16 protein-coding genes and 2 pseudogenes are annotated in these 19,995 nt (G+C 48.5%); 14 read left to right on the top strand and 4 right to left on the bottom strand.

All coding sequences use genetic code 11. The features are described from left to right. Positions 1-45 precede the first annotated feature (45 nt). The 4 genes from IRJ25_RS01810 to IRJ25_RS01825 all read left to right on the top strand — a co-directional run bounded on the left by IRJ25_RS01810 (position 46) and on the right by IRJ25_RS01825 (position 5,372). Positions 46-1,302 (top strand): sugar ABC transporter permease, encoded by a 1,257-nt coding sequence (locus tag IRJ25_RS01810; protein WP_078147590.1) that lies wholly within the window; start codon positions 46-48, stop codon positions 1,300-1,302. Then, positions 1,299-2,144, top strand: coding sequence for a sugar ABC transporter permease (locus IRJ25_RS01815; RefSeq protein ID WP_143404791.1), 846 nt, complete (start codon positions 1,299-1,301; stop codon positions 2,142-2,144). The genes IRJ25_RS01810 and IRJ25_RS01815 overlap by 4 nt, the downstream gene beginning before the upstream one ends. 44 nt (positions 2,145-2,188) lie before the next feature. Further along, positions 2,189-4,246, top strand: a complete 2,058-nt coding sequence (locus IRJ25_RS01820) for a beta-galactosidase (protein ID WP_269317636.1) — start codon at positions 2,189-2,191, stop codon at positions 4,244-4,246. A 127-nt stretch (positions 4,247-4,373) separates the two neighbouring features. Next, positions 4,374-5,372, top strand: coding sequence for a LacI family DNA-binding transcriptional regulator (locus IRJ25_RS01825; protein WP_078147587.1), 999 nt, complete (start codon positions 4,374-4,376; stop codon positions 5,370-5,372). A 211-nt stretch (positions 5,373-5,583) separates the two neighbouring features. On the opposite strand, the gene IRJ25_RS01830 is transcribed toward IRJ25_RS01825, so the two are convergent. Beyond that, positions 5,584-6,441 carry an endo alpha-1,4 polygalactosaminidase gene (locus IRJ25_RS01830; protein WP_078147586.1) on the bottom strand — a complete coding sequence of 286 codons (858 nt, stop codon included), beginning with the start codon at positions 6,439-6,441 and terminating at the stop codon, positions 5,584-5,586. 66 nt (positions 6,442-6,507) lie between these two features. Then, a pseudogene (locus IRJ25_RS01835) lies at positions 6,508-6,810 on the bottom strand (transposase); the annotation flags it as partial. On the opposite strand from IRJ25_RS01835, the gene IRJ25_RS01840 reads away from it, so the two are divergent. The 5 genes and pseudogenes from IRJ25_RS01840 to IRJ25_RS01860 all read left to right on the top strand — a co-directional run bounded on the left by IRJ25_RS01840 (position 6,765) and on the right by IRJ25_RS01860 (position 11,860). Beyond that, positions 6,765-7,292 (top strand): hypothetical protein, encoded by a 528-nt coding sequence (locus IRJ25_RS01840; RefSeq protein ID WP_269317637.1) that lies wholly within the window; start codon positions 6,765-6,767, stop codon positions 7,290-7,292. The pseudogene IRJ25_RS01835 and the gene IRJ25_RS01840 sit on opposite strands and share 46 nt — an antisense overlap. Further along, positions 7,289-8,197 carry a tetratricopeptide repeat protein gene (locus IRJ25_RS01845; RefSeq protein ID WP_269317638.1) on the top strand — a complete coding sequence of 303 codons (909 nt, stop codon included), beginning with the start codon at positions 7,289-7,291 and terminating at the stop codon, positions 8,195-8,197. Before IRJ25_RS01840 ends, IRJ25_RS01845 begins: the two co-directional genes overlap by 4 nt. Positions 8,198-8,253: 56 nt before the next feature. Further along, positions 8,254-10,080: pseudogene (pelG, locus tag IRJ25_RS01850) on the top strand (exopolysaccharide Pel transporter PelG). 41 nt (positions 10,081-10,121) lie between these two features. Then, entirely contained in the window at positions 10,122-11,138 is a 1,017-nt protein-coding gene (gene galE / locus IRJ25_RS01855) for a UDP-glucose 4-epimerase GalE (RefSeq protein WP_269317639.1), read from the top strand. A gap of 107 nt (positions 11,139-11,245) precedes the next feature. Further along, on the top strand, positions 11,246-11,860 hold the full coding sequence (locus IRJ25_RS01860) for a flavodoxin family protein (protein ID WP_269317640.1): 615 nt from the start codon (positions 11,246-11,248) through the stop codon (positions 11,858-11,860). 39 nt (positions 11,861-11,899) lie between these two features. Here the strand turns inward: IRJ25_RS01860 and gnd are convergent, their stop codons facing one another. Further along, positions 11,900-12,784: a phosphogluconate dehydrogenase (NAD(+)-dependent, decarboxylating) gene (gnd, locus tag IRJ25_RS01865; RefSeq protein ID WP_441316657.1), complete on the bottom strand. Its 885-nt coding sequence runs from the start codon at positions 12,782-12,784 to the stop codon at positions 11,900-11,902. A 128-nt stretch (positions 12,785-12,912) separates the two neighbouring features. On the opposite strand from gnd, the gene IRJ25_RS01870 reads away from it, so the two are divergent. The 5 genes from IRJ25_RS01870 to IRJ25_RS01890 all read left to right on the top strand — a co-directional run bounded on the left by IRJ25_RS01870 (position 12,913) and on the right by IRJ25_RS01890 (position 17,853). Continuing rightward, on the top strand, positions 12,913-13,758 hold the full coding sequence (locus tag IRJ25_RS01870; RefSeq protein ID WP_269317642.1) for a YihY/virulence factor BrkB family protein: 846 nt from the start codon (positions 12,913-12,915) through the stop codon (positions 13,756-13,758). 101 nt (positions 13,759-13,859) lie between these two features. Next, the gene (locus IRJ25_RS01875; RefSeq protein WP_269317643.1) at positions 13,860-14,783 is read left to right on the top strand and encodes an LCP family glycopolymer transferase; all 924 of its coding nucleotides are present in this window, start codon (positions 13,860-13,862) and stop codon (positions 14,781-14,783) included. Between the two features lie 88 nt (positions 14,784-14,871). Further along, positions 14,872-16,077: a hypothetical protein gene (locus IRJ25_RS01880; protein WP_078147577.1), complete on the top strand. Its 1,206-nt coding sequence runs from the start codon at positions 14,872-14,874 to the stop codon at positions 16,075-16,077. Between the two features lie 6 nt (positions 16,078-16,083). Next, positions 16,084-16,851 carry a tyrosine-protein phosphatase gene (locus IRJ25_RS01885; protein WP_269317644.1) on the top strand — a complete coding sequence of 256 codons (768 nt, stop codon included), beginning with the start codon at positions 16,084-16,086 and terminating at the stop codon, positions 16,849-16,851. Between the two features lie 36 nt (positions 16,852-16,887). Then, positions 16,888-17,853 carry an aldose epimerase family protein gene (locus IRJ25_RS01890; protein ID WP_269317645.1) on the top strand — a complete coding sequence of 322 codons (966 nt, stop codon included), beginning with the start codon at positions 16,888-16,890 and terminating at the stop codon, positions 17,851-17,853. Between the two features lie 83 nt (positions 17,854-17,936). Here the strand turns inward: IRJ25_RS01890 and IRJ25_RS01895 are convergent, their stop codons facing one another. Beyond that, positions 17,937-19,982: a hypothetical protein gene (locus IRJ25_RS01895; RefSeq protein ID WP_269317646.1), complete on the bottom strand. Its 2,046-nt coding sequence runs from the start codon at positions 19,980-19,982 to the stop codon at positions 17,937-17,939. Positions 19,983-19,995 lie beyond the last annotated feature (13 nt).

The following is a 19,995-nucleotide window of genomic DNA, read 5'->3' on the forward strand; positions in this document are numbered from 1 at the left end:
TCGTCCTGCCGATTTTATTGAACAATAGGACGTGAGGTGAAGATTGTGCAACATCGTCAACTGAGTACACTTTTGTCGATCATACCTGGTCTCGGACAGCTATATAATCGTCAGTGGCTAAAGGGTGGACTATTTTTAATCATTACGATTGCGTACGCAGTCGTATTCGTTGATTTATTGAATATGGGGTTATGGGGCATTGTGACGCTCGGTACCGAGGTCCCGCGGGATAATTCGATTTTCTTACTCGCAGAAGGAATCATTGCAATCATCGTGTTGCTATTCGGTGTGGCCTTTTACGGATTCAATCTACGAGACGCTTATCGAAATGGACAAAGACGAGACGAGGGCTTCTCACTCGGCTCGCTCCGACAAGATTATCTTGCGATGAAGGATGCAGGATATCCGTATTTGATCAGCGCACCATCGCTATTTATTCTAATTTTTGCTGTCATCTTCCCGATCTTATTCAGTTTCGCGTTGGCATTTACGAACTACGATCTCTATCATTCGCCTCCAGCGAATTTGGCAGATTGGGTCGGATTTGATACATTCGCCCAAATCTTCACGGTCGACATTTGGCGATCGACGTTCCTCGACGTGTTGTCGTGGACGGTCATTTGGACGGTGCTCGCGTCGACGTTACAAGTTTCCTTAGGGATTTTTCTTGCGGTCGTCGTCAACCAAAAAGAGATCCGCTTTAAAAAGACGATTCGTACGTTTTTCGTCTTACCGTGGGCTGTTCCAGGGTTCGTGACGATCCTCGTCTTCGCTGGACTATTTAACGATAGTTTTGGGGCGATCAATAACGATATTCTCGCCACGTTTGGCATCGATCCGATTCCATGGTTGACGTCTGCCGGATGGACGAAAGTGGCATTGGTGTTTATGCAGGGGTGGCTCGGTTTTCCTTACGTTTTCATCGTGACGACCGGTGTCTTGCAATCGATTCCTCAAGATTTGTATGAGGCGGCCACGATTGATGGAGCATCAGCGTTCAAAAAGTTCCGTCATATTACGATGCCGATGATCATGATTGCGATGGCTCCGATCATCATTACGCAATTCACCTTTAACTTTAACAACTTCAATATCATCTACTTATTTAATGGAGGCGGTCCGGCTGTACCGGGTTCGAATGCCGGTGGTACCGACATCTTGGTCTCTTGGATTTACAAGTTAACGATGCAATCCGGCCAATACGCGCTTGCGGCAGCCTTGACGATTTTGCTGTCGATTTTCGTCATCTCGATCGCGCTATGGCAATTTAGAAAAACAAACTCATTTAAGGAAGGGAAATGATGGCCATGAAGAAATTCAACCTACGAATTTTTCTATCGTACGCACTCTTGCTATCGGTCGTCGCCATCATCGTCTATCCACTTCTTTGGACGATCGGGGCCAGTTTTAACCCGGGAAATAGCCTTGTCAGTACATCGCTCATTCCGAAAAATCCAACGCTCGACCATTATCGAGAGTTGTTTGCTGGAAAAGAGAACTTGCAATACGTCAACTGGTATATGAATTCGTTGAAAATCAGCGTTTTCACGATGCTCGGAACGTTGGTGAGTGTCTCATTCACAGCGTATGCCTTTTCTCGCTTCCGTTTCAAAGGGCGGCAACGCGCGCTCACTTTGTTTTTACTTTTACAAATGATTCCTCAGTTCTCGGCGTTGATTGCATTGTTCGTTCTCGCTCAGATGTTAGGGATGATGAATAGCCATTGGCTTCTAATCATGCTGTACATCGGGGGACAAATCCCGATGAACACGTATTTGATGAAAGGGTATATGGACTCGATCCCGATTGACCTTGACGAGAGTGCGAAGCTTGACGGTGCGTCGAACACACGGATCTTCTTACAAATTTTGATGCCGCTCTGTCGTCCGATGCTCGCCGTCGTCGCAATGAACGGTTTTACCGGACCACTCGGCGACTTTGTATTGTCCTCGACGATTCTTCGGACGCAAGATGCCTATACGCTACCGATCGGGCTCTACAATCTCGTCAATGATGTGATGGGGGCGAGTTATACGACGTTTGCGGCCGGTGCGATTTTAATTAGTATTCCAGTTGCTGTTATTTTCGTTATGCTGCAGAAACATTTCGTAGCAGGATTAACGACAGGCGGAACGAAGGGATAAAGAGAACGTGATAAATAAGATAGAGAGAAGGAAGGGAAACGACAATGGCAACTTATGAACGGATCTACACGACGAAAGCGAAGCGCTTCTTACACGGGGGCGACTATAACCCGGATCAGTGGCTTGATCAGCCAGGAATCTTAGATGATGACGTTCGCCTGATGCGACTCGCGCATACGAATACGTTCTCAATCGGTATTTTTGCATGGCATTGTCTCGAGCCGGAAGAAGGGGTCTACCAGTTTGAATGGCTTGACGACGTCATTGAACGGATCGCGTCAATCGGTGGACACGTGATCCTCGCAACGCCGAGTGGGGCCCGTCCGACGTGGATGTCTGCGAAGTACCCTGAAGTACTACGTACGAATTCGAGTCGGGTGAAGCAGCTACACGGTGCGCGACATAACCATTGCTTCACGTCGCCGGTATATCGTGAGAAGACACAACAGATGAACCGTTTGCTCGCTGAACGGTACGGAGATCATCCGGCTCTCATCATGTGGCACATCTCGAACGAATACGGTGGAGATTGTCACTGTGACTTATGCCAAGATGCATTTCGGACGTGGCTCCAAGACCAGTACAGTTCATTGAAAGAACTGAATGATTCTTGGTGGGGGCCGTTCTGGAGTCATACGTATACAGAGTGGTCGCAAATTGAATCGCCATCCCCGATCGGTGAGAGTGCCGTCCATGGTATGAATTTAGATTGGAAACGATTTGTGACGCATCAGACGATTGATTTTTATAAACATGAGATCGTCCCGCTACGTGAACGGACGCCAAACATCCCGATCACGACGAACTTTATGGCCGATACGTTCGACCTGATCCCGTTTCAATCGCTTGATTATAGCGAATTTGCGAAACATGTCGATGTCATCAGCTGGGACGCATACCCAGCGTGGCATAACGATTGGGAGTCGACGGCTAATTTAGCGATGAAGGTCGGCATGATCAACGACCTTTACCGGAGTTTGAAACAACAGCCGTTCCTACTTATGGAATCGACGCCGAGTGCGGTGAACTGGCATCCGGTCAATAAAGCGAAACGTCCGGGCATGCATAAATTATCGTCGCTGCAAATGCTCGCCCACGGTTCGGATAGCGTGCTCTACTTCCAGTGGCGCAAATCACGTGGTTCTTCGGAGAAGTTCCATGGCGCTGTTGTCGACCACGATAACAGTCCAGACAACCGCGTCTTCAAAGAGGTGAGTGAAGTCGGTGTGACACTTGAAAAAATACAAGAGGTTGTCGGATCGGTTCGTCCGGCCGAGGTCGCCCTATTTTATGATTGGGAGAGTAACTGGGCGCTCGATGACGCACAAGGATTCGGTCTTGATTCGAAACGTTACCCACAAACACTTCAAGAGCACTATCGTACGTTCTGGGAACAAGATATCCCTGTCGATGTCATTACAAAAGAACATGATTTTTCATCGTACCAGTTACTTGTCGTTCCGATGCTCTATTTGATGGAAGAATCGCTCGCTGAACGATTCGAACAATTTGTACGAGATGGTGGGACGATCGTGATGACGTACATGTCTGGTCTTGTTGATCGTCATGATCTCGTGCACCCAAATGGTTGGTTGACGCCACTGCAGAATACGTTTGGCGTCACGCCGCTTGAGACGGACACACTTTACCCTTCGGAACGACAGTCTGTCCGTTACGGGGAAAGCCGATTCGAATTGAAAGATTATGCGACGCCACTCCGGATCGAGACAGCTCAGTCGCTTGCGGTATACGAAGATGAATTTTATGCAGGTACTGCTGCTGTGACGAAACATACGCACGGAAAAGGGGACACCTACTATATCGGTGCCCGGATGGATCAGGCGTTCCATCGTACGTTTTATGGACGGTTGCTCGATGAATTGAACATTGATCGTCCGGTCGCAATCAAGCATCGGGGAGGCGTTTCGGTACAAGTCCGACGTGCTGAGGATACGGATTATATCTTTGTGCTGAACTTTACGGAGTCACGCCAAACAATTGAGCTACCTTATGAGATGGAAGACCTTGTGACGGGAGTGAAACATACTGGGACAGTTGAACTCGACCGTTATGCTTCACACGTCTTTAAAGCGACGCGTTGAGAAGGGAGACGTCGACCGGTTTCGGTTGGCGTCTTATTTATGGTGTGAGGCATGTGACGTATTGGCTGACGATTGAATTTGCGTCTAATATATCGTTAAATGGAAGATAGAATAGGAAGTGAGTAAAATGGCTACCATTAAAGATATCGCCAAACGGGCGAACGTTTCGATTGCGACGGTTTCACGCGTTCTGAATATGGATCCGACGCTCTCGGTGACACAGGAGACGAAACAACGGATCTTTGAAGTCGCTGAAGCGTTGGATTATCGGAAAAAAGGTACGAAAAAAGGGAAGGCCCGTTCATTTGCAATGATTTACTGGCTGACGGATGAAGAAGAGCTGAATGACTTGTATTATATGGCGATTCGCCATGGCGTCGAGAGTGGTTGTCGTCATCAACAGATCCAGCTTCAAAAGATGACGTTTCCCGAAATTGCCCAACACGATTTGAGCGAATTTGATGGGGCCATTGTCATTGGGAAATACAGTCGACAAGAAGTTGATTACTTGAAACAGTTGCAACCTCATTTGGTCTTCGTCGATTATGATCCAAAAGATGAGGCAATCGATGTTGTGATGACGGATTTGAGACGCGCGACGGAGAAAGTCTTGTTTTACTTTGAATCGATTGGAATCGAGACGATCGGATTTATCGGAGGACGCGAATCGTCGAAAGATCAGGCGGAGACGTTCGTCGATCCTCGAGAAGTCACGTATGTCGAGTATATGAAAGAACGGAAACGTTACGATAAAAAATGGCATCGGACGGGGGCGTTTTCCTCAGAAGATGGCTATCAGATGATGCGAGACCTCGTCAAAGATGCGCTACCAGATGCCTTTTTCATTGCGAGCGACACGCTTGCGATCGGTGCACTGCGGGCGCTTCAAGAATCGGGATACAATGTGCCAACAGATGTCGCGGTCATCAGTATCAATGATATCAGTGTGTCAAAATATGTATCACCTCGATTGTCCACGGTGCGAATTCACACGGAAACGATGGGAGAAGAAGCGGTCACGCTTTTGCTCGAGCGTGTAGGTGGTAGGGAGATTGGTAAGGTCGTCACACTTGCGAGCGAACTTGTGCTCCGAGAAAGCCATCAGGCGACAGAAACACCGCGATGATGGTCATAATCACGCTTGAACGGAGTCGTTTTAGCAACATAAACAGGCTGCACGCAAAAAAGAAGAGGCAATCGCCCCGACTGATGTCGAAGTGATTGCCTCTTTGCTTTACTTAATTTGGAATTCTTGAACAGGACTGGCAAGCGTAGCATATACGTTACACGTCGTTCAAATGACTATTGCATCAAGAAATAAAATCTATTATCATACTTTAGAAATTGTTATAATCTAGTGAAGAGTTTGCATGAAAATGGATAAAACCATTTTCTTTTGCAAATGCTTTATTTTTTGCTTGTTGAGCCGATGAAACAGTAAGCGTCTTAATGTTGTGCGTTGTATCGAGTGTACGCAGTTCTTGGATTCGGTTTTTCGACCATTGATCTTTCGAGACGACATTATAATTAAAACTCTCCCACATGATACCGTCTACGTAACGGTATGTATGGCTCTTCAATGTACCGAATCCCCAATTTTGAATCAATGACAGCGATGGATACAACTCATTTAGCGTACCCATGAACTGGCTCATGCCGTCACGCTGGGCCGCTAGGACGTCAGGCTGTTCCGAGTGCTCGTTATCGATGTTACCGACCGTATCTAAAAACACTCCGTCAAGCCCTTTATCGACAATTTGTTTCTTCACTTCAGCGACAAGGATCGCTTGATAATGAGAGGACGTGATATCGGTCAAATAGGAGTCCCATTCCGCGTAGTGAACGCGTTCCCCGTTTCGATGGAAAAAGTCGGATTCATTCAATTGATTGATGAAGTCCGTGTCCCAGTTATCGGCTTCCATCGTGTTGATGTAGCCGTATACTTTCGTCCCGTACTTTTTGAGCTCTTTGATTTGAGCAGCTGTGTAATAGACAGGCTCAATGATCATGAGGTCATAGCGTTGCATCTTCTTGATCTTCGACTTGGTCGGAGCATCGTAATAAATTTTATACGACGCCACGTCTGCTAACGGATTGCCAGTTGTGGCGCTAGCCGTTGCCGGTGTCAACAAGGACATCCCGACGATGAACGCACAACACATCGCTACCGTACGTTTGAGTGAGATAATACCCATTAAAAAAACCCTCCTGATTGTGAACTGCTCCCCGTCAAGTAGACAGGGCAAATAATGAAAACCAAACTAGGCGGCTTGAGACCTGTATTCGACAGGGCTCAAGCCGTTTAGCCGTTTCTGGAAACGGTCATGGTTGTAGAACGATATGTAGGCCTCGATGGCCGACGTGAGTTCGCTATAGACCTGGAACTCACGCAGGTAGTACATCTCGACTTTCAGGGTACCCCAAAAGCCCTCGATCGGGGCGTTGTCGAGACAACGTCCGACCCGGGACATGCTGTGGGTCAGCCCCGCATCTTCTACCATGCGTTTGAACCCTCTCGATGTGTATTGATATCCTCGGTCACTATGGATCATCGGACCCGCTCCTTGCGGCCCCGATTCGTTATGACGGTGCGATCCGAGAAGTCGTCATCGTTCAAGAACTCGACCTGACGCGGTTACGAAGCTACGAGATGAACATGATGCAACTCGTGTTGGATTGGGCGGGGACACGGATCGAGAAAGCGCGGGCGATGGAACTCATGTTGACCCAACACGAGTTTGTCGAAGGGACTCAAATTTATCAAATGGCAGGTTTCGACGAGAAAGTGAAGCTCCAAGCGGCTCGCCATGAACAGTACGATCAGCCGTACAGCACGGTCGCGCTTCGGGTCGATCATGTCAATCTATCGCTCATCGAGATGGAATTGATTTTACGTCAATCGATGCGTGAAATCGATGTGATCGGTTATGATGCCGAGTCCGAGACGCTACATTTTCTACTGCCGGGTACGCCGCAAGAATTTGCGGACCGGTTCAAAGAGCGGATGGAGCAGACATTCTTAGTAAAAGGTGGGCAAAAACGATGACAGTGTGGATTTGGTTATTCTTGATCATCCATACGATCTGTCTCTATATGGCGTACCGGATCATCGCCCCGCGGATGGACGAGAACGAGCGCGGGAGTCTATTGATGATCTGTTGGATGAGCGCATTTCTCCCGATCATTGGCGAAATACTTGGGTTTGTAAGTTACCAGGTCGCACGTCGTTTCGCTTCGGAGAAGACGTTGCTCGATTACGATGAATATATCCAGTTCGATACGATCAACCTCGAGCGTTTGCAGCAACAGGCGAAGGAAGATCTTGATACGGTGCCGCTTGCGGATGCGATGTTGATGGATGGCACGCGTCGCAAGCAGTCGATGGCCCAACTCATGTCGACGCCGCTCGCCAACATGGAACCTTATTTGGATGCGGGGCTTGAACATGAGGACAGTGAGACGGTCCATTACGCGGCGACGGTCCGAAACACGTTGTTTGATCGTTTCGAATTGAGCATTAAACAAAAAGAGATGCAGCTGAATCCGGAACAGATCGATTCGTACTATCGATTGGTCGACACGTATGAGCAGTTCATCGATAGCGGATTGCTCGATGAGACGTCAAAACTTCGGACGATGGCAAAATTCCATGACTATTTGGAGCAGCTCGGACAAATCGATTCGACGGACTTCACTTATTTACAGGCTGCAGCCCGACTCGCCTTTAAACGTGGAGATGTCGATACCGGGGTACAGTTGGCTGATGCACTGACACGTCATCATGCATCGCATCCCGACGGTTATTTCATGTTGATCGAACATCATATGACGAGCGGTGACTGGTCCGCCTTGCGTCCGCTTCTCAATCGGATGAGCGAGGCGGTGGCGCCGCAGGACATTCCGGAAGAGCGCCGCTTTATTTTAGAGAGGTTAGAAGGTGTGACACAGTGAAAAAATCAATTTATGGCTATATTGCCGCCTTGTTCTCCATTTTGGTCTTAACGATTGTGGTCGTTCAGTTTTTACGACTTGATTACGGCCATCGCTTGATCCCGAATGAGAAACACGAGGCACGAACGTTTGACATTGTCGCAGGTGAAGAGCGTGCGCTTTCAGGTGAGGCGTTGCAGATTTATATTCATCAAAATGATGACGAACTCTCGACGTCGATCTTGAACAACCTCACGTCTGCGTTAGATTATGCAAAATTACCGTACACGAAGATTTCGAGAGAGGAAATTGAGACGCTACGTCCGTCAGCTTATTCCGTACTCGTCTTGAGCGGTGAGAATACGGACAAGTGGCCGTATGAGACGATCAAACGGTTCGTCGAGGACGGCGGACGACTCTACATCGCCGGGCGTTTCATCGATGCCAAATGGGCTGAACTGGTCGGTGTCGATGATTTCGGGGACTTTAAAGATGGAATCAACGGGTTGATTTTTGAACAAGAAATTTTCCCTGGGTACGTCGACTTGCCTCAAGACTCAGGGTTGTTCGTCCACAGCATCGCTGACGTCGAACTGAAAGAGGAAGCGGACGTCCTCATTTCTGCCAAAAACGAACCGATTCTATGGCAATCTCCTTATGGGAAAGGAGAAGTGATGTTTTGGAATACGACGTCGTTGACGGATAAGAACTCACGAGGCTTGATGGTGCAGACGCTATCGATGCTGTTCCCGGCGTTCATCGGGATGATGAAGACGACCGTCGCCATCGCCTCGGTGTTGTTCGCCGTCTTCCTCTCGTTCTCCGAACTCCCGGCGTTGCTGAACGCTGTAGCATTCGTTTTGTTCATGACGGTCAACTTGATTTGGGTACACTTTTTGTTCCTCAGTGCGGCGAAATTCTATCAGGCGGTTGCATATAGCTTTGTCGCCAGTGGGATCGTTGCCGTCGCCGCAATCATCATCACGGATCAGTTCTTGATGTCGTATTTGACGGAGTCTTTCATGAAGAGTTTCGCCTTAACGGCAAGTATGACGCTCGGGCTCGTCGTCACACTGTTCGGATTGTTCGCGTCGATGCTCCTTACGTTCCCGAACCGGAGTACGGTCGGTCAATTCTCGTTCTACCGTTATTTTGACCGCTATCCGGCACTCTTTTGGACCAGTTTCCTCTATAACATCGGCATCTGGGTCGGCACATGGATCATCTGGTTCGCGGAAGGAGGGAGTGTCCACCTCGACACATTCCGCTATCATCCGATCTATGACGCAGCCATCTTCCTCTCTTATTTGACGATAATTCCGACGATGACGATATTCGTTGTGTCGGTCGAGACGCGTTTTTATGAGCGGTATCGCGTGTTTTATGGATACGTGAACGAAGGTGGGACGTACCAACAGATTCAACGTTCGAAAGCGGCCATGCTCCTTGTCTTACGATAGGAGTTGCAGCGCCTGTTCCGAAACCAAGGACTCGTTTCGCTTCTTTTCATCCTGTTCGCGGCCGTTTTGTTCTCACTCCTCGGTCTGTCACCTGAGATTCGAGATGTCTTTCAAATGACGACGATTGGTGCCTGTTCAAACGCCATGGTGCTCGTTCTCACGCTCGTCCTGCTCTATTTTGAAGACCATCGGGGAGCGGCGTATACATCGGCCCTCTTCATCACGATGAATGCCGGGTTGACGTTCTTCTTGTTACCGCTCGGTCCTGACAGTTACGGTCTTAGTTTTGCGATTGGCTGCACCATTGCGTTCGCCTTCTCGCTCATTCGCTTGATTCGATACGTGTCCGAAATTGATTATCATACGTTTAGCCGAAACGAAACACCTCCACGGACGGATACGTTCCGTCGTGTCGGAGACTGGCTCAATGACCGCTCGGCTTAACAATCGCTGCAGATGGACTTTTAGAAAATGGGGTGAAGCACATGAAAACAATTTTTGTGACAGGTGGCGCGGGGTACATCGGGACACACACGACCGTTCAATTACTTGAGGCAGGATACGAGGTCATTATTTTGGATAACCTGTCCAACAGCCGACAAGAGGCAATTCAGCGAATCGAGATCCTGACGGGGAAGACGGTCACCTTATACGTAGGCGATATTCGAGATCAGGAATTGCTCGATGAAATCTTCTCGACGCACTCGATTCATGCGGTCGTTCACTTTGCCGGTCTAAAGGCAGTCGGCGAATCCGTCAGTCAACCACTTCACTACTATGACAACAACGTGGCCGGGACGCTCGTCTTATTGCGGATGATGGACCAATATGGGATCAAACGCATCGTCTTCAGTTCATCGGCGACCGTTTACGGAATCCCGACCACATCACCGGTCGATGAATCGTTCCCACTCAGTGCGACCAATCCGTATGGACGAACGAAGCTGATGATCGAAGAGATGTTGCGCGACCTCTATACGGCCGATTCATCGTGGTCGATTGCGATTCTTCGCTGTTTCAATCCGATTGGCGCTCACGACTCCGGGACGATCAGAGAAGATCCGTTTGATGTCCCGAACAACTTGATGCCATACATCACACAAGTCGCAGCCGGACGTCTGAAAGAACTTCAAGTGTTCGGAGATGACTATCCGACGCATGACGGGACAGGCGTGCGCGACTATATCCATGTCGTGGATTTGGCGCTTGGTCATTTGAAGGCGTTGGAGTATGTGGGGAAACACGTGGGAGTGGAGGCGTTCAACCTCAGGACCGGGAAAGGATACAGCGTCCTCGATTTGCTTCAAACGTTCCAACAGGAGAGCGGACAGACGATTCCTTATCAAATCACGGGTAAGCGAGACGGAGATGTCGCGGCGATTTTTGCTGACCCGCAAAAGTCGAAGGCCATTCTCGGCTGGGAGGTACGACATGACATCGAAGCGATGTGTCGGGACGCCTGGCGTTGGCAATCGAATAATCCGAAAGGGTACAGTGAATAAGTTCCATGAAGTAGGCGGTCATCACACGATGACCGTCTCTTTTTGTATTAGAAAGGATGGTGAACGGGAACACCTAATGGAACATCATTTTACTTAGGAGGGGTCGAATGAAAGCCTTGTTTTTGAACTGTACGTTAAAAGGTGGCGACATGACGTCGCATACGGAAGGGTTGATTCGTGATATCATCCCGCACTTCGATGTGCTCGATGTTGAATCTGAGATTGTTCGAATCGTCGATTACAACGTCACGTTCGGTGTGACGGAAGATGAAGGGGATGGGGACGAGTGGCCACAGATTTTTGAAAAAGTGAAGGCCGCGAACATTGTCGTGATCGGGACACCACTCTGGCTCGGGGAGAAGAGTAGCGTTGCCACCCAAGTGATTGAACGTCTATACGGCGGTAGCGGGCTGACGAATAAATCGGGACAGGCGATCTACTACAACAAGGTCGGAGGAGTCGTCGTCACGGGGAATGAGGACGGGGCGAAACACGCCTGTGCTTCGATTCTATATGGATTGTCCCACATCGGTTTCACCGTGCCGCCGAACGTCGATACGTATTGGGTCGGGGAAGCGGGACCGGGTGACTCGTACCTCGATGCTGGACGAGAAAATGAATTCACGAAGTCTCATGGCAAGACGATGGCATATAACCTCGTTCATTTTGCGAGAATGCTTAAAAACCATCCCATTCCGGCAGAAGGGAATACGATGGAATGAATCAAGGTCTCGACCGATGTTGGTCGAGACCTTGATGATTTACTCTTTCTTCTCCACCGCATGCCCACCAAACTCATTTCGTAATGCCGCAACAACTTTACCTGAGAACGTATCGTCTTGAAGCGAGCGTTGACGCATCATGAGGGAGAGCGCGATGACGGGCGTCGGGACGTCGTACTCGAGTGCCGTCTCGACCGTCCACTTGCCTTCACCGGACGCATGCATGACCCCACGGATGTCATCGAGCTTCGCATCTTTCGAGAAGGCGCTCTCCGTCAGTTCCATGAGCCATGAGCGAATGACCGACCCGTGATTCCAAACGCGTGCGACATCTTCATATTCATAGTCGAACGGACTCTTCTCGAGCACTTCAAAGCCTTCGGCAATCGCCTGCATCATCCCATACTCAATCCCGTTATGCACCATCTTCAAAAAGTGACCACTTCCGCTCGGTCCTGCGTACAAATAGCCCTGGTCGGTCGAGACGTCTTGGAAGAGCTGTTCGATTTTTCCGAACGCTTCCAAGTCGCCTCCAATCATCGTACACGCTCCGTGACGGGCACCTTCCATCCCACCACTCGTCCCGACATCGAAGAAATAGATTAGTTTTTCTTTAAAGTGCTCGGAACGTCGCATTGACTCCTTGTAGTTCGAGTTTCCTCCATCGATGACGATGTCACCCGGCGAGAGAAGATGGTGCAAGTCGTTCAAGACGTGCTCGGTCACGTCACCCGCTGGCACCATCACCCAGACGACGCGAGGGGCCTGAAGCGTGGAAACGACTTCCTGCAAAGAGTCTTTCGTCTCAAATTGACTCGTCGATACGTTTCCCGGGTCATACCCGACGACACGATGCCCATTGTCTGTCAAATTCAGAGCCAAATTGAGGCCCATTTTACCAAGTCCGATCATACCGATTTCCATTCGTTCCACCCCATTTGTAAGATTTAGTCCTCTATAGGGCATACCCGAAATAACGATTGCTCAAAAGGACAGGTTGCCCGAGATGTAGAATGATATATAAGAGCAGAAGTGATGAGAGGAGGGTGGCGATGTTTGAAAGTATGTTTCGACTGGCCGTGGACGTCAGGCATCGATTCAAAGACCATCATATTAACGATTATAGTGCCACACTGGCGTTTTTTTGGTTTTTAGCCATCTTTCCGACGTTTGTCGTCCTCTTCGCCGTGATGGCATGGTTTCAAATCGATGACGCGCTTCTCATCGAGCAGATTGAAACGCTCATTCCCGGTTCAAGTGTGCGTGAGCTGTTATCCATCGTCTATGATGTGAGCGGAAACTTGAACGGCGGACTGTTATCGGTCAGTGCCATCATCGCGTTTTGGTCCGCTTCGAACGGGACGGCACGACTCGTCAAGCTGACGGTGTTCGCATATGGGGAGACTGAAGCGCGTGGCTATATCTTCCGACGGTTGATCGGGTTGCTCGTGATTTTAGCAGGGAGTATCGGGGCGGTCATCTTGATTGTGTTTCATCTATTCGGTCAAGAGTTTGTCGAACTGATTTATGCCCTCTATCCAAAAGTTGAAGAATTCGACCGCTTGTCGACTCTGACGCGCTATACGGTCTCGACGCTCATCTTGATCATGGCGTTCTCGCTCTTTTATAAAATCGCGCCACAACAGCGAGTGCGCTTCATCGAAACACTTCCCGGAGCCGTGTTTGCGGTCATCTCGTGGCAATTGCTGTCGACCGGATACAGCGTCTATGTCGAACGTTTCTCGATTCTCGGGGATACGTATGGCACGATCGGTGCGGTCATCCTGCTACAGATTTGGCTCTATCTGACGGCGGCGACGATGCTGATCGGGGCAGAAATCAATGCAGCCTGGCCCTACCATATGACCCGTCAACCGATCCGGACCCATTTCCCGTAACAAAAAAAGGGATATCGTGATTATTCTTTGTGAACATGCTTTAAAACAACCCGTGGCATGGGAATAAACTAGTACTATTTCACGGAAGAAGGTGTGGCCACATGGCGAAACATCGTAAACCATCAAAGTGGAAAATCGTACTAGGGATTGTAGCAGGCGTCATGGCCTTGGTGCTCATCACGGGTGGCGCGTTCGTCTGGTCAATGGTAAAAGAAGTCGATGACACCGTCGCACAAGTGAATGACAACTTGAAAATCAGCAAAGAGCGCAAGCAGGTCGAGACCATTGAACGCAAAGAGTCTGTTTCCATTCTCTTGCTTGGGATTGACCGACGCGGAACCGAACAGGGAAGGAGTGACTCAATCATCGTGCTGACACTCAATCCGGAACTTGATGAAGGAGCGATGCTCTCGATTCCCCGGGATACAATGACTGAAATCGTCGGGAAAGGGACACGTGATAAGATCAATCATGCCTATGCGTTCGGTGGGGCCGAAATGGCAATGAATACGGTCGAGAATTTCCTCGACATCCCAATCGATTATGTCATCGAAACGGATATGGAGGCATTCAGCGACGTCGTGGATGCACTCGGAGGCATTACCGTTATGAATAAATTTGCGTTCTCGACAGAAGATTACACGTTTCCCGTTGGTGAGGTGACGTTAGACGGAGAAGCGGCACTCGATTACACCCGGATGCGCTATAACGATCCAAACGGTGACTTCGGACGTCAAGAACGTCAGCGTGATGTCGTCGCCGCCATCATCGAAAAAGGGCGGACGGATTTCTCACTCGACAAGGTCACCGCGTTACTCGAGGTGGTCGGCGATCAGGCGAAGACGAATATCGAGCTCAATGAATTCGTCTCTTTGTCGACGGACTATATGAACGCGTTCCGTAACGCGAGTGTCTTACGGCTTGAGGGTGCGGGCGGATTAGAGGGGGACGGCATCTATTATTGGAATCCAGAATCTTCTTCGTTGAATGGCGTTCAGGAAGAGTTGAAACGATTGATGGAGTAAACTGTCTGACCCAAGTCGGACAGTTTTTTTGTGTTTCAAATGAAACGGAAAGTGGGAGAAATAAAGAGATGCCAAGGAGGGATGAGTCATGAAATGGGAAACGATTGAAGAGGTACTCCACGAACTCGGGGAGACCTCGCAAGAAAAGTGGGAACGGTTGTTTGAAAAGTGGTCGGATCATCGTTGGCACGACCATGAACGCCCTTCTGAAAAAACAAACGTCTTGTTGGTGGATGCCGGTTTTATCCTGACTGACGGACGAGCGAACCTCGAGGCTCTCCATCAATGGTTAGCCGATCATGTCCAAACAACGGTGAGTGATCTCTATCTCGTCTCCCTGTTTCCGTATCAAACGAAACAACAGGACACAGCCATCGACTCGCGGGTGCAATTGTTCGAAGACTTAGGACGTTTCACCGATGAGTTCGATTTGATTTACGAGATGACGCCTGAAGCATGGAATGAGTCACAACTCGACCTTGTCACCGTAACAGATGAACTGATTGAACGTCTGGCGTATGGAGCGACGAAAATCCGTGTCCATGTCGAGTCGTTTCGCGGAATAGAACCGGAACGAGTCAAACACATCCTCAAACTGTGGCGTACGATTATGCATACGTATAAGCCGAATGCACAGCTCATCGTTGCCAATGAACGTGTCGATTCAGTCCTAAACTTTGAGGAAGAGGCGGACGTCGTCTGTCATTTCGACTTATCCAGTCATGTCATTTTAGCGTTTGCGCAGGCCAATGTGACACGATTGACCGATTGGGCGAGTCAGGTGCATCCGCTGAGAGCCGATCAAACCTATTTCAACTTCCTCTCTTCGGCGGAACGTGATCCGTTTGAGAAAAATCTGATGGACACTAACCCAGATGTGATTCTCGCAGCCCACAGTGTATTGTTGTCGCTTCAAGGGATTCCGTTGATTGATTACCGAACTTTATTTGGGGTGTCACAACCGGTTGAACAGGAAGATCTCGTCCGAGCATTGAAACGCGATCCGGATCGACTTCGTGTTTATGAAGGGATATTGAGCCAATTGAATGTGAAACGACTCCACCCTGCCTTGTCCCCTTACATTGGTCAAGAGGTCCTAAATCTCGATCGGCGCGTTTTCGCTGTTAAGCGAACGCATCAAGAGGAGACCCTACTGTTATTGACGAATATGAGTGAAGAGACGGTGCAGACGGATTGTGAAGGGACGAGTCTCTTTACAGAAGAATGGATGACAAATGTAACGCTTCGCCCGTATGAATACGTTTGGCTAAAACAATCACACAATGGAGAGTGAACACTCATGATTGATGTACATTGTCATTTGTTGCCTGAAGTAGATGACGGACCACGCACGATGGAAGCGTCCCTTCAACTCGCAAGGCGTGCAGTCGAAGAAGGGGTGACGTCGATTGTCGTGACCCCACACGCGTATCATCCGTACTTCGAGACGGAGCATCATGACATCACGAAAGAAGTCGCGCATCTACAACAACGACTCGATGATGAACAGATCCCCTTGACCTTGTATGTTGGACAAGAGATTCGAATTTTTGGAGAAATGGTCGAAGCGTTGGAGTCCGGAGAGGCACATTCGCTCGCTGGGTCACGATATGTCCTCGTGGAACTGCCGAGTCAAAGTCTACCAGCTTATACGGAGTCCTTATTCTTTCAACTACAGGCGGCTGGATACGTTCCGGTCATCGCGCATCCGGAGCGGAATCGTGAGTTTGCACTCCATCCAGAAAAATTGCATCATCTCGTATCGTCGGGTGCGTTGTCCCAAGTGACAACAAGCAGTTTGACAGGACAGTTCGGGAGACAGATACGGGAACTCGCACTCACGTTCATCAGTAACGGGCTGAGTCACATCGTCGCCTCCGATGCCCATAACGTGGAACATCGTGATTTCAATTGGTTAGCGGCGAGACAGGAAGTCATCAACGAATTAGGGGAAGAGATGTGGCAACAGCAGCTCCGCTTTACGGAGGCGATATTAGCCGATGAACCGATTGCGGTGAATCCGCCTCATTTGCCAGAAAGAAACTGGCGAGGGCGCTGGAAGTGGTAAATCAATTGCCCGATGATGGGGTAGAAAGGTGATGGCATGAAACAAGCGACGATTCAAAACGCCAACGGCATGACACTATCCGCCATCGACTATGGCTGTGCGATGACGGAACTGACGGCCCCGGACCGGGAAGGGAATCTCGACTCGGTCATCTTGAAGTATGGTGACGTCTCTCAATACTTAGAAAACCCGGTCTATCTCGGGTCGGTCGTCGGACGGATTGCCGGACGGATTCGTGACGCAGAGATCGAGGGTGTCGCCTTGACCCCAAGCGAGGCGCCCCACCATATTCACGGAGGTGACAAAGGCATCACGGCCCGTTACTGGGAGATGGACGCCGACGAACAGTGCATTCAGTTCACGTATCTCAGTCCGGACGGGGAAGAAGGATACCCGGGGAACGTCTTCTTAAAAGTGTTGTATGAACTGACGGATGACAATGAACTGATTGTCACGATGACAGCGGAGACGGACCAACGGACGTGGATCAACTTAAACCATCATAACTACTTCAATCTCGGCGGACGCCCGACCATCCACGACCATGAGCTGACGCTACCAGCCGATTCAGTCGGGGTACTCGATGCGGAGTCGCTGCCGACAGGAGCGTTGCGGGATGTGGGCGGGACGCCGTTCGACTTCCGAGACGGAAAACCGGTCCGAGAGGCGCTCGTGTCGGGAGACGAGGCGATTGAACGGGCGAGCGGTCTCGATCATCCGTTTATCTTGAAGGATGAACCGATTCGATTGCATGACCCGGTGAGCGGACGGACGATGACGGTCGAGACGAATCAACCGGTCATGGTCGTCTACACAGGGAATTTCTTGAGTGAAGAGACACCGGTGACGCTCAATGGTCGACAAAAACATAGCGCGATTTGTCTCGAGGCACAGGCGTTCCCGGACGCCCCGAACCATCCGGACATCGCGACCTCGATTGAACTGAAGCCGGGTGAACTGTATCATTCTCGGACAGTGTATCGATTTGGGGTGGAGCAATAAGAAAGGTCATCTCCTTGTTCTAAACGAAGGAGATGACCCTTTCTTATATTTTGCATATCAATTAAGTCGTACGTAATAAAGGATTAAGATGTTTTTTTATTGCGTCTCATATATAAGAGAATGGCAATAATGAAGACAATTAATACAATGAAGCCGACAAAATACCATGTAGAGTCTATTGAATTGGAAGACTCTTCACTAGATGTTGCTTGATTATTCGAGAGTTCATTAGCGATACTTGAACTATTTGTAAAAATAGCGCCATTTTGATTCTTCACTGCCACACTAAATGTTTCGTTTGGAAAAGCCAGCGTTTCAATAAGTGTTGAATCAATCGAATTTTGAGTTGACACAACAATCATTGCTTTTTCATCATTCCAAGGTGAAGGTTGGATCCATGCATACTCAGAAGACGTTTCAGGAATGAACCCATATTGTGCTAAGTCAATTTGATTGTTCTTCGTCACAATCCAATCTTCCTTGTGCTCGTTAAAGAGTGGACTTTGTTCCGGATTCCCTATTAAGAAAATCGATCGATCTGTCACCATATCTTCAGTTACATCACTAGAACGTACAAATTCGACTTGCTCTGTTAAAGGAGTAACAGGTATTCCGCTCATCACATCGGCCAAGTTTTGTAGTGACTGGATATTCGAATCATCAGGAATGACGAATAGGACACCTGAATCTGTGGAGAAAAGGCTAGCCATATTTAAAAAGACTTCATTGTTTGCTTGTTCATTGCTTGTTGGGAGCGTAACTTGACTGTCACTAGAGATAAACATCCAACGCTCCAAGTCGTTCGCATTGCATGGTGCTTCTGAGCGAAGTCCATTTGCTTCGAACGATACATCTAAGAACGTCGCTTTTTTTAAGGTCGATGCATCAACTTGAATCGTATGATGTTGCCACTCATTCTCTTCATCTAGTTCTGTTAAAGGGATAGAATGAGGGACACCATTTACCCAAGCAATCAATTCAGGAGCAGAACCACCATTTTGAGCCGGCACTAAGTTTTCTGAAGCTTTAAAGCGAATATCTAGCTCCACTACAGATTTTTTATCGATAGCCGGTAACGGATAGTAATAGTTTGGACTCATTGCTTCACTGCCACTTAGCATCAAATCTGAGGCGCCAAGTGTTTGTAACGTAATCATATTTCCGTTCTCTTGAATAGATGGTGAACTGGATAAGATTAATCGGTCACCATTCAATTGTTGCCTTTGTTGAACAAGAAGGAGATGATTCAGAGTCCCTTCGAAAGCATTAGAATCTTCGGCAAGTACGAACATTGCATCGATAGCTGCATCTTTATCAGTTAAACGAGCTTGTTCGAACAAAACCTCTTCTTCTGTTGGAAGAGATTCAAGATTTTTAATTAAATCCTTTACCGGACCCGTAAATGAATCAGTCTGCCCAACAAATAGATATCGTCCATTCAATGCTTTTAGTTGTTGTTCATATTGAAGAGATACGTTATCTGGATCTGTGGCATCCCCCTGCAACTGGCGGTAAAGCAGAAGTCCTGCCTCTAATGACATGGTATCTGGTGAATCTGGTAGCACGACAGTTAACTTCTGATTCGTTGTTTGTGTGAAAGGACTTGGATAATCATTTAGTGAGAGTTCAGATTGATTCCCGATAGATACTAGACTAGAAGGGCGAACAGTAAACCAACTACCAGATGTGTTACCTGTGTCGCACATCCTGCCTTCTGTAATACCAGTGAATTGAACAGTGACTTCGTGTGTGCCTTTTGTCAAGTGTTCGTTCTGTAATGGGATTTTCACATTTCCTTCTGATGACTTTTTCGTTAATGCAACAGATTTGAGGGGTTCACCGTCAATTTCGATTGTTAGAGCAGACGGGGGAATTAACAATTCAGAATGCTCCCAATCAAGAGATAAATATTTAGTCGAATCTGCTTTTTCATTTCCTAGAAGAGTATACGTATAGGTTCTAGAAGATGTTTCTCCAGGTAATACCTCATCACTTGTCGTCAATAGGCGTTCACCTGCTTCATTTGTCGAATCAATCGGTAGTGAGGAACGCAATTCAGTAGCTGCATCAACAGAAGTTGTCGATAATAACAAGAATGTACTTAGTAAGTAAGGCATATAAGGTTTCATAAAATCCTCCTCT

This window comes from Exiguobacterium sp. KJ 601 (assembly GCF_027161185.1).
Lineage (GTDB): Bacteria > Bacillota > Bacilli > Exiguobacteriales > Exiguobacteriaceae > Exiguobacterium > Exiguobacterium profundum.

Bases quoted from the DNA above. Each gene is read 5' to 3' on its own strand.
- IRJ25_RS01815 (WP_143404791.1), top strand. From the start codon at position 1,299: ATGATGGCCATGAAGAAATTCAACCTACGAATTTTTCTATCGTACGCA.
- IRJ25_RS01820 (WP_269317636.1), top strand. From the start codon at position 2,189: ATGGCAACTTATGAACGGATCTACACGACGAAAGCGAAGCGCTTCTTA.
- IRJ25_RS01825 (WP_078147587.1), top strand. From the start codon at position 4,374: ATGGCTACCATTAAAGATATCGCCAAACGGGCGAACGTTTCGATTGCG.
- IRJ25_RS01830 (WP_078147586.1), bottom strand. From the start codon at position 6,441: ATGGGTATTATCTCACTCAAACGTACGGTAGCGATGTGTTGTGCGTTC.
- IRJ25_RS01840 (WP_269317637.1), top strand. From the start codon at position 6,765: ATGTGTATTGATATCCTCGGTCACTATGGATCATCGGACCCGCTCCTT.
- IRJ25_RS01845 (WP_269317638.1), top strand. From the start codon at position 7,289: ATGACAGTGTGGATTTGGTTATTCTTGATCATCCATACGATCTGTCTC.
- galE (WP_269317639.1), top strand. From the start codon at position 10,122: ATGAAAACAATTTTTGTGACAGGTGGCGCGGGGTACATCGGGACACAC.
- IRJ25_RS01860 (WP_269317640.1), top strand. From the start codon at position 11,246: ATGAAAGCCTTGTTTTTGAACTGTACGTTAAAAGGTGGCGACATGACG.
- gnd (WP_441316657.1), bottom strand. From the start codon at position 12,784: ATGGAAATCGGTATGATCGGACTTGGTAAAATGGGCCTCAATTTGGCT.
- IRJ25_RS01870 (WP_269317642.1), top strand. From the start codon at position 12,913: ATGTTTGAAAGTATGTTTCGACTGGCCGTGGACGTCAGGCATCGATTC.
- IRJ25_RS01875 (WP_269317643.1), top strand. From the start codon at position 13,860: ATGGCGAAACATCGTAAACCATCAAAGTGGAAAATCGTACTAGGGATT.
- IRJ25_RS01880 (WP_078147577.1), top strand. From the start codon at position 14,872: ATGAAATGGGAAACGATTGAAGAGGTACTCCACGAACTCGGGGAGACC.
- IRJ25_RS01885 (WP_269317644.1), top strand. From the start codon at position 16,084: ATGATTGATGTACATTGTCATTTGTTGCCTGAAGTAGATGACGGACCA.
- IRJ25_RS01890 (WP_269317645.1), top strand. From the start codon at position 16,888: ATGAAACAAGCGACGATTCAAAACGCCAACGGCATGACACTATCCGCC.
- IRJ25_RS01895 (WP_269317646.1), bottom strand. From the start codon at position 19,982: ATGAAACCTTATATGCCTTACTTACTAAGTACATTCTTGTTATTATCG.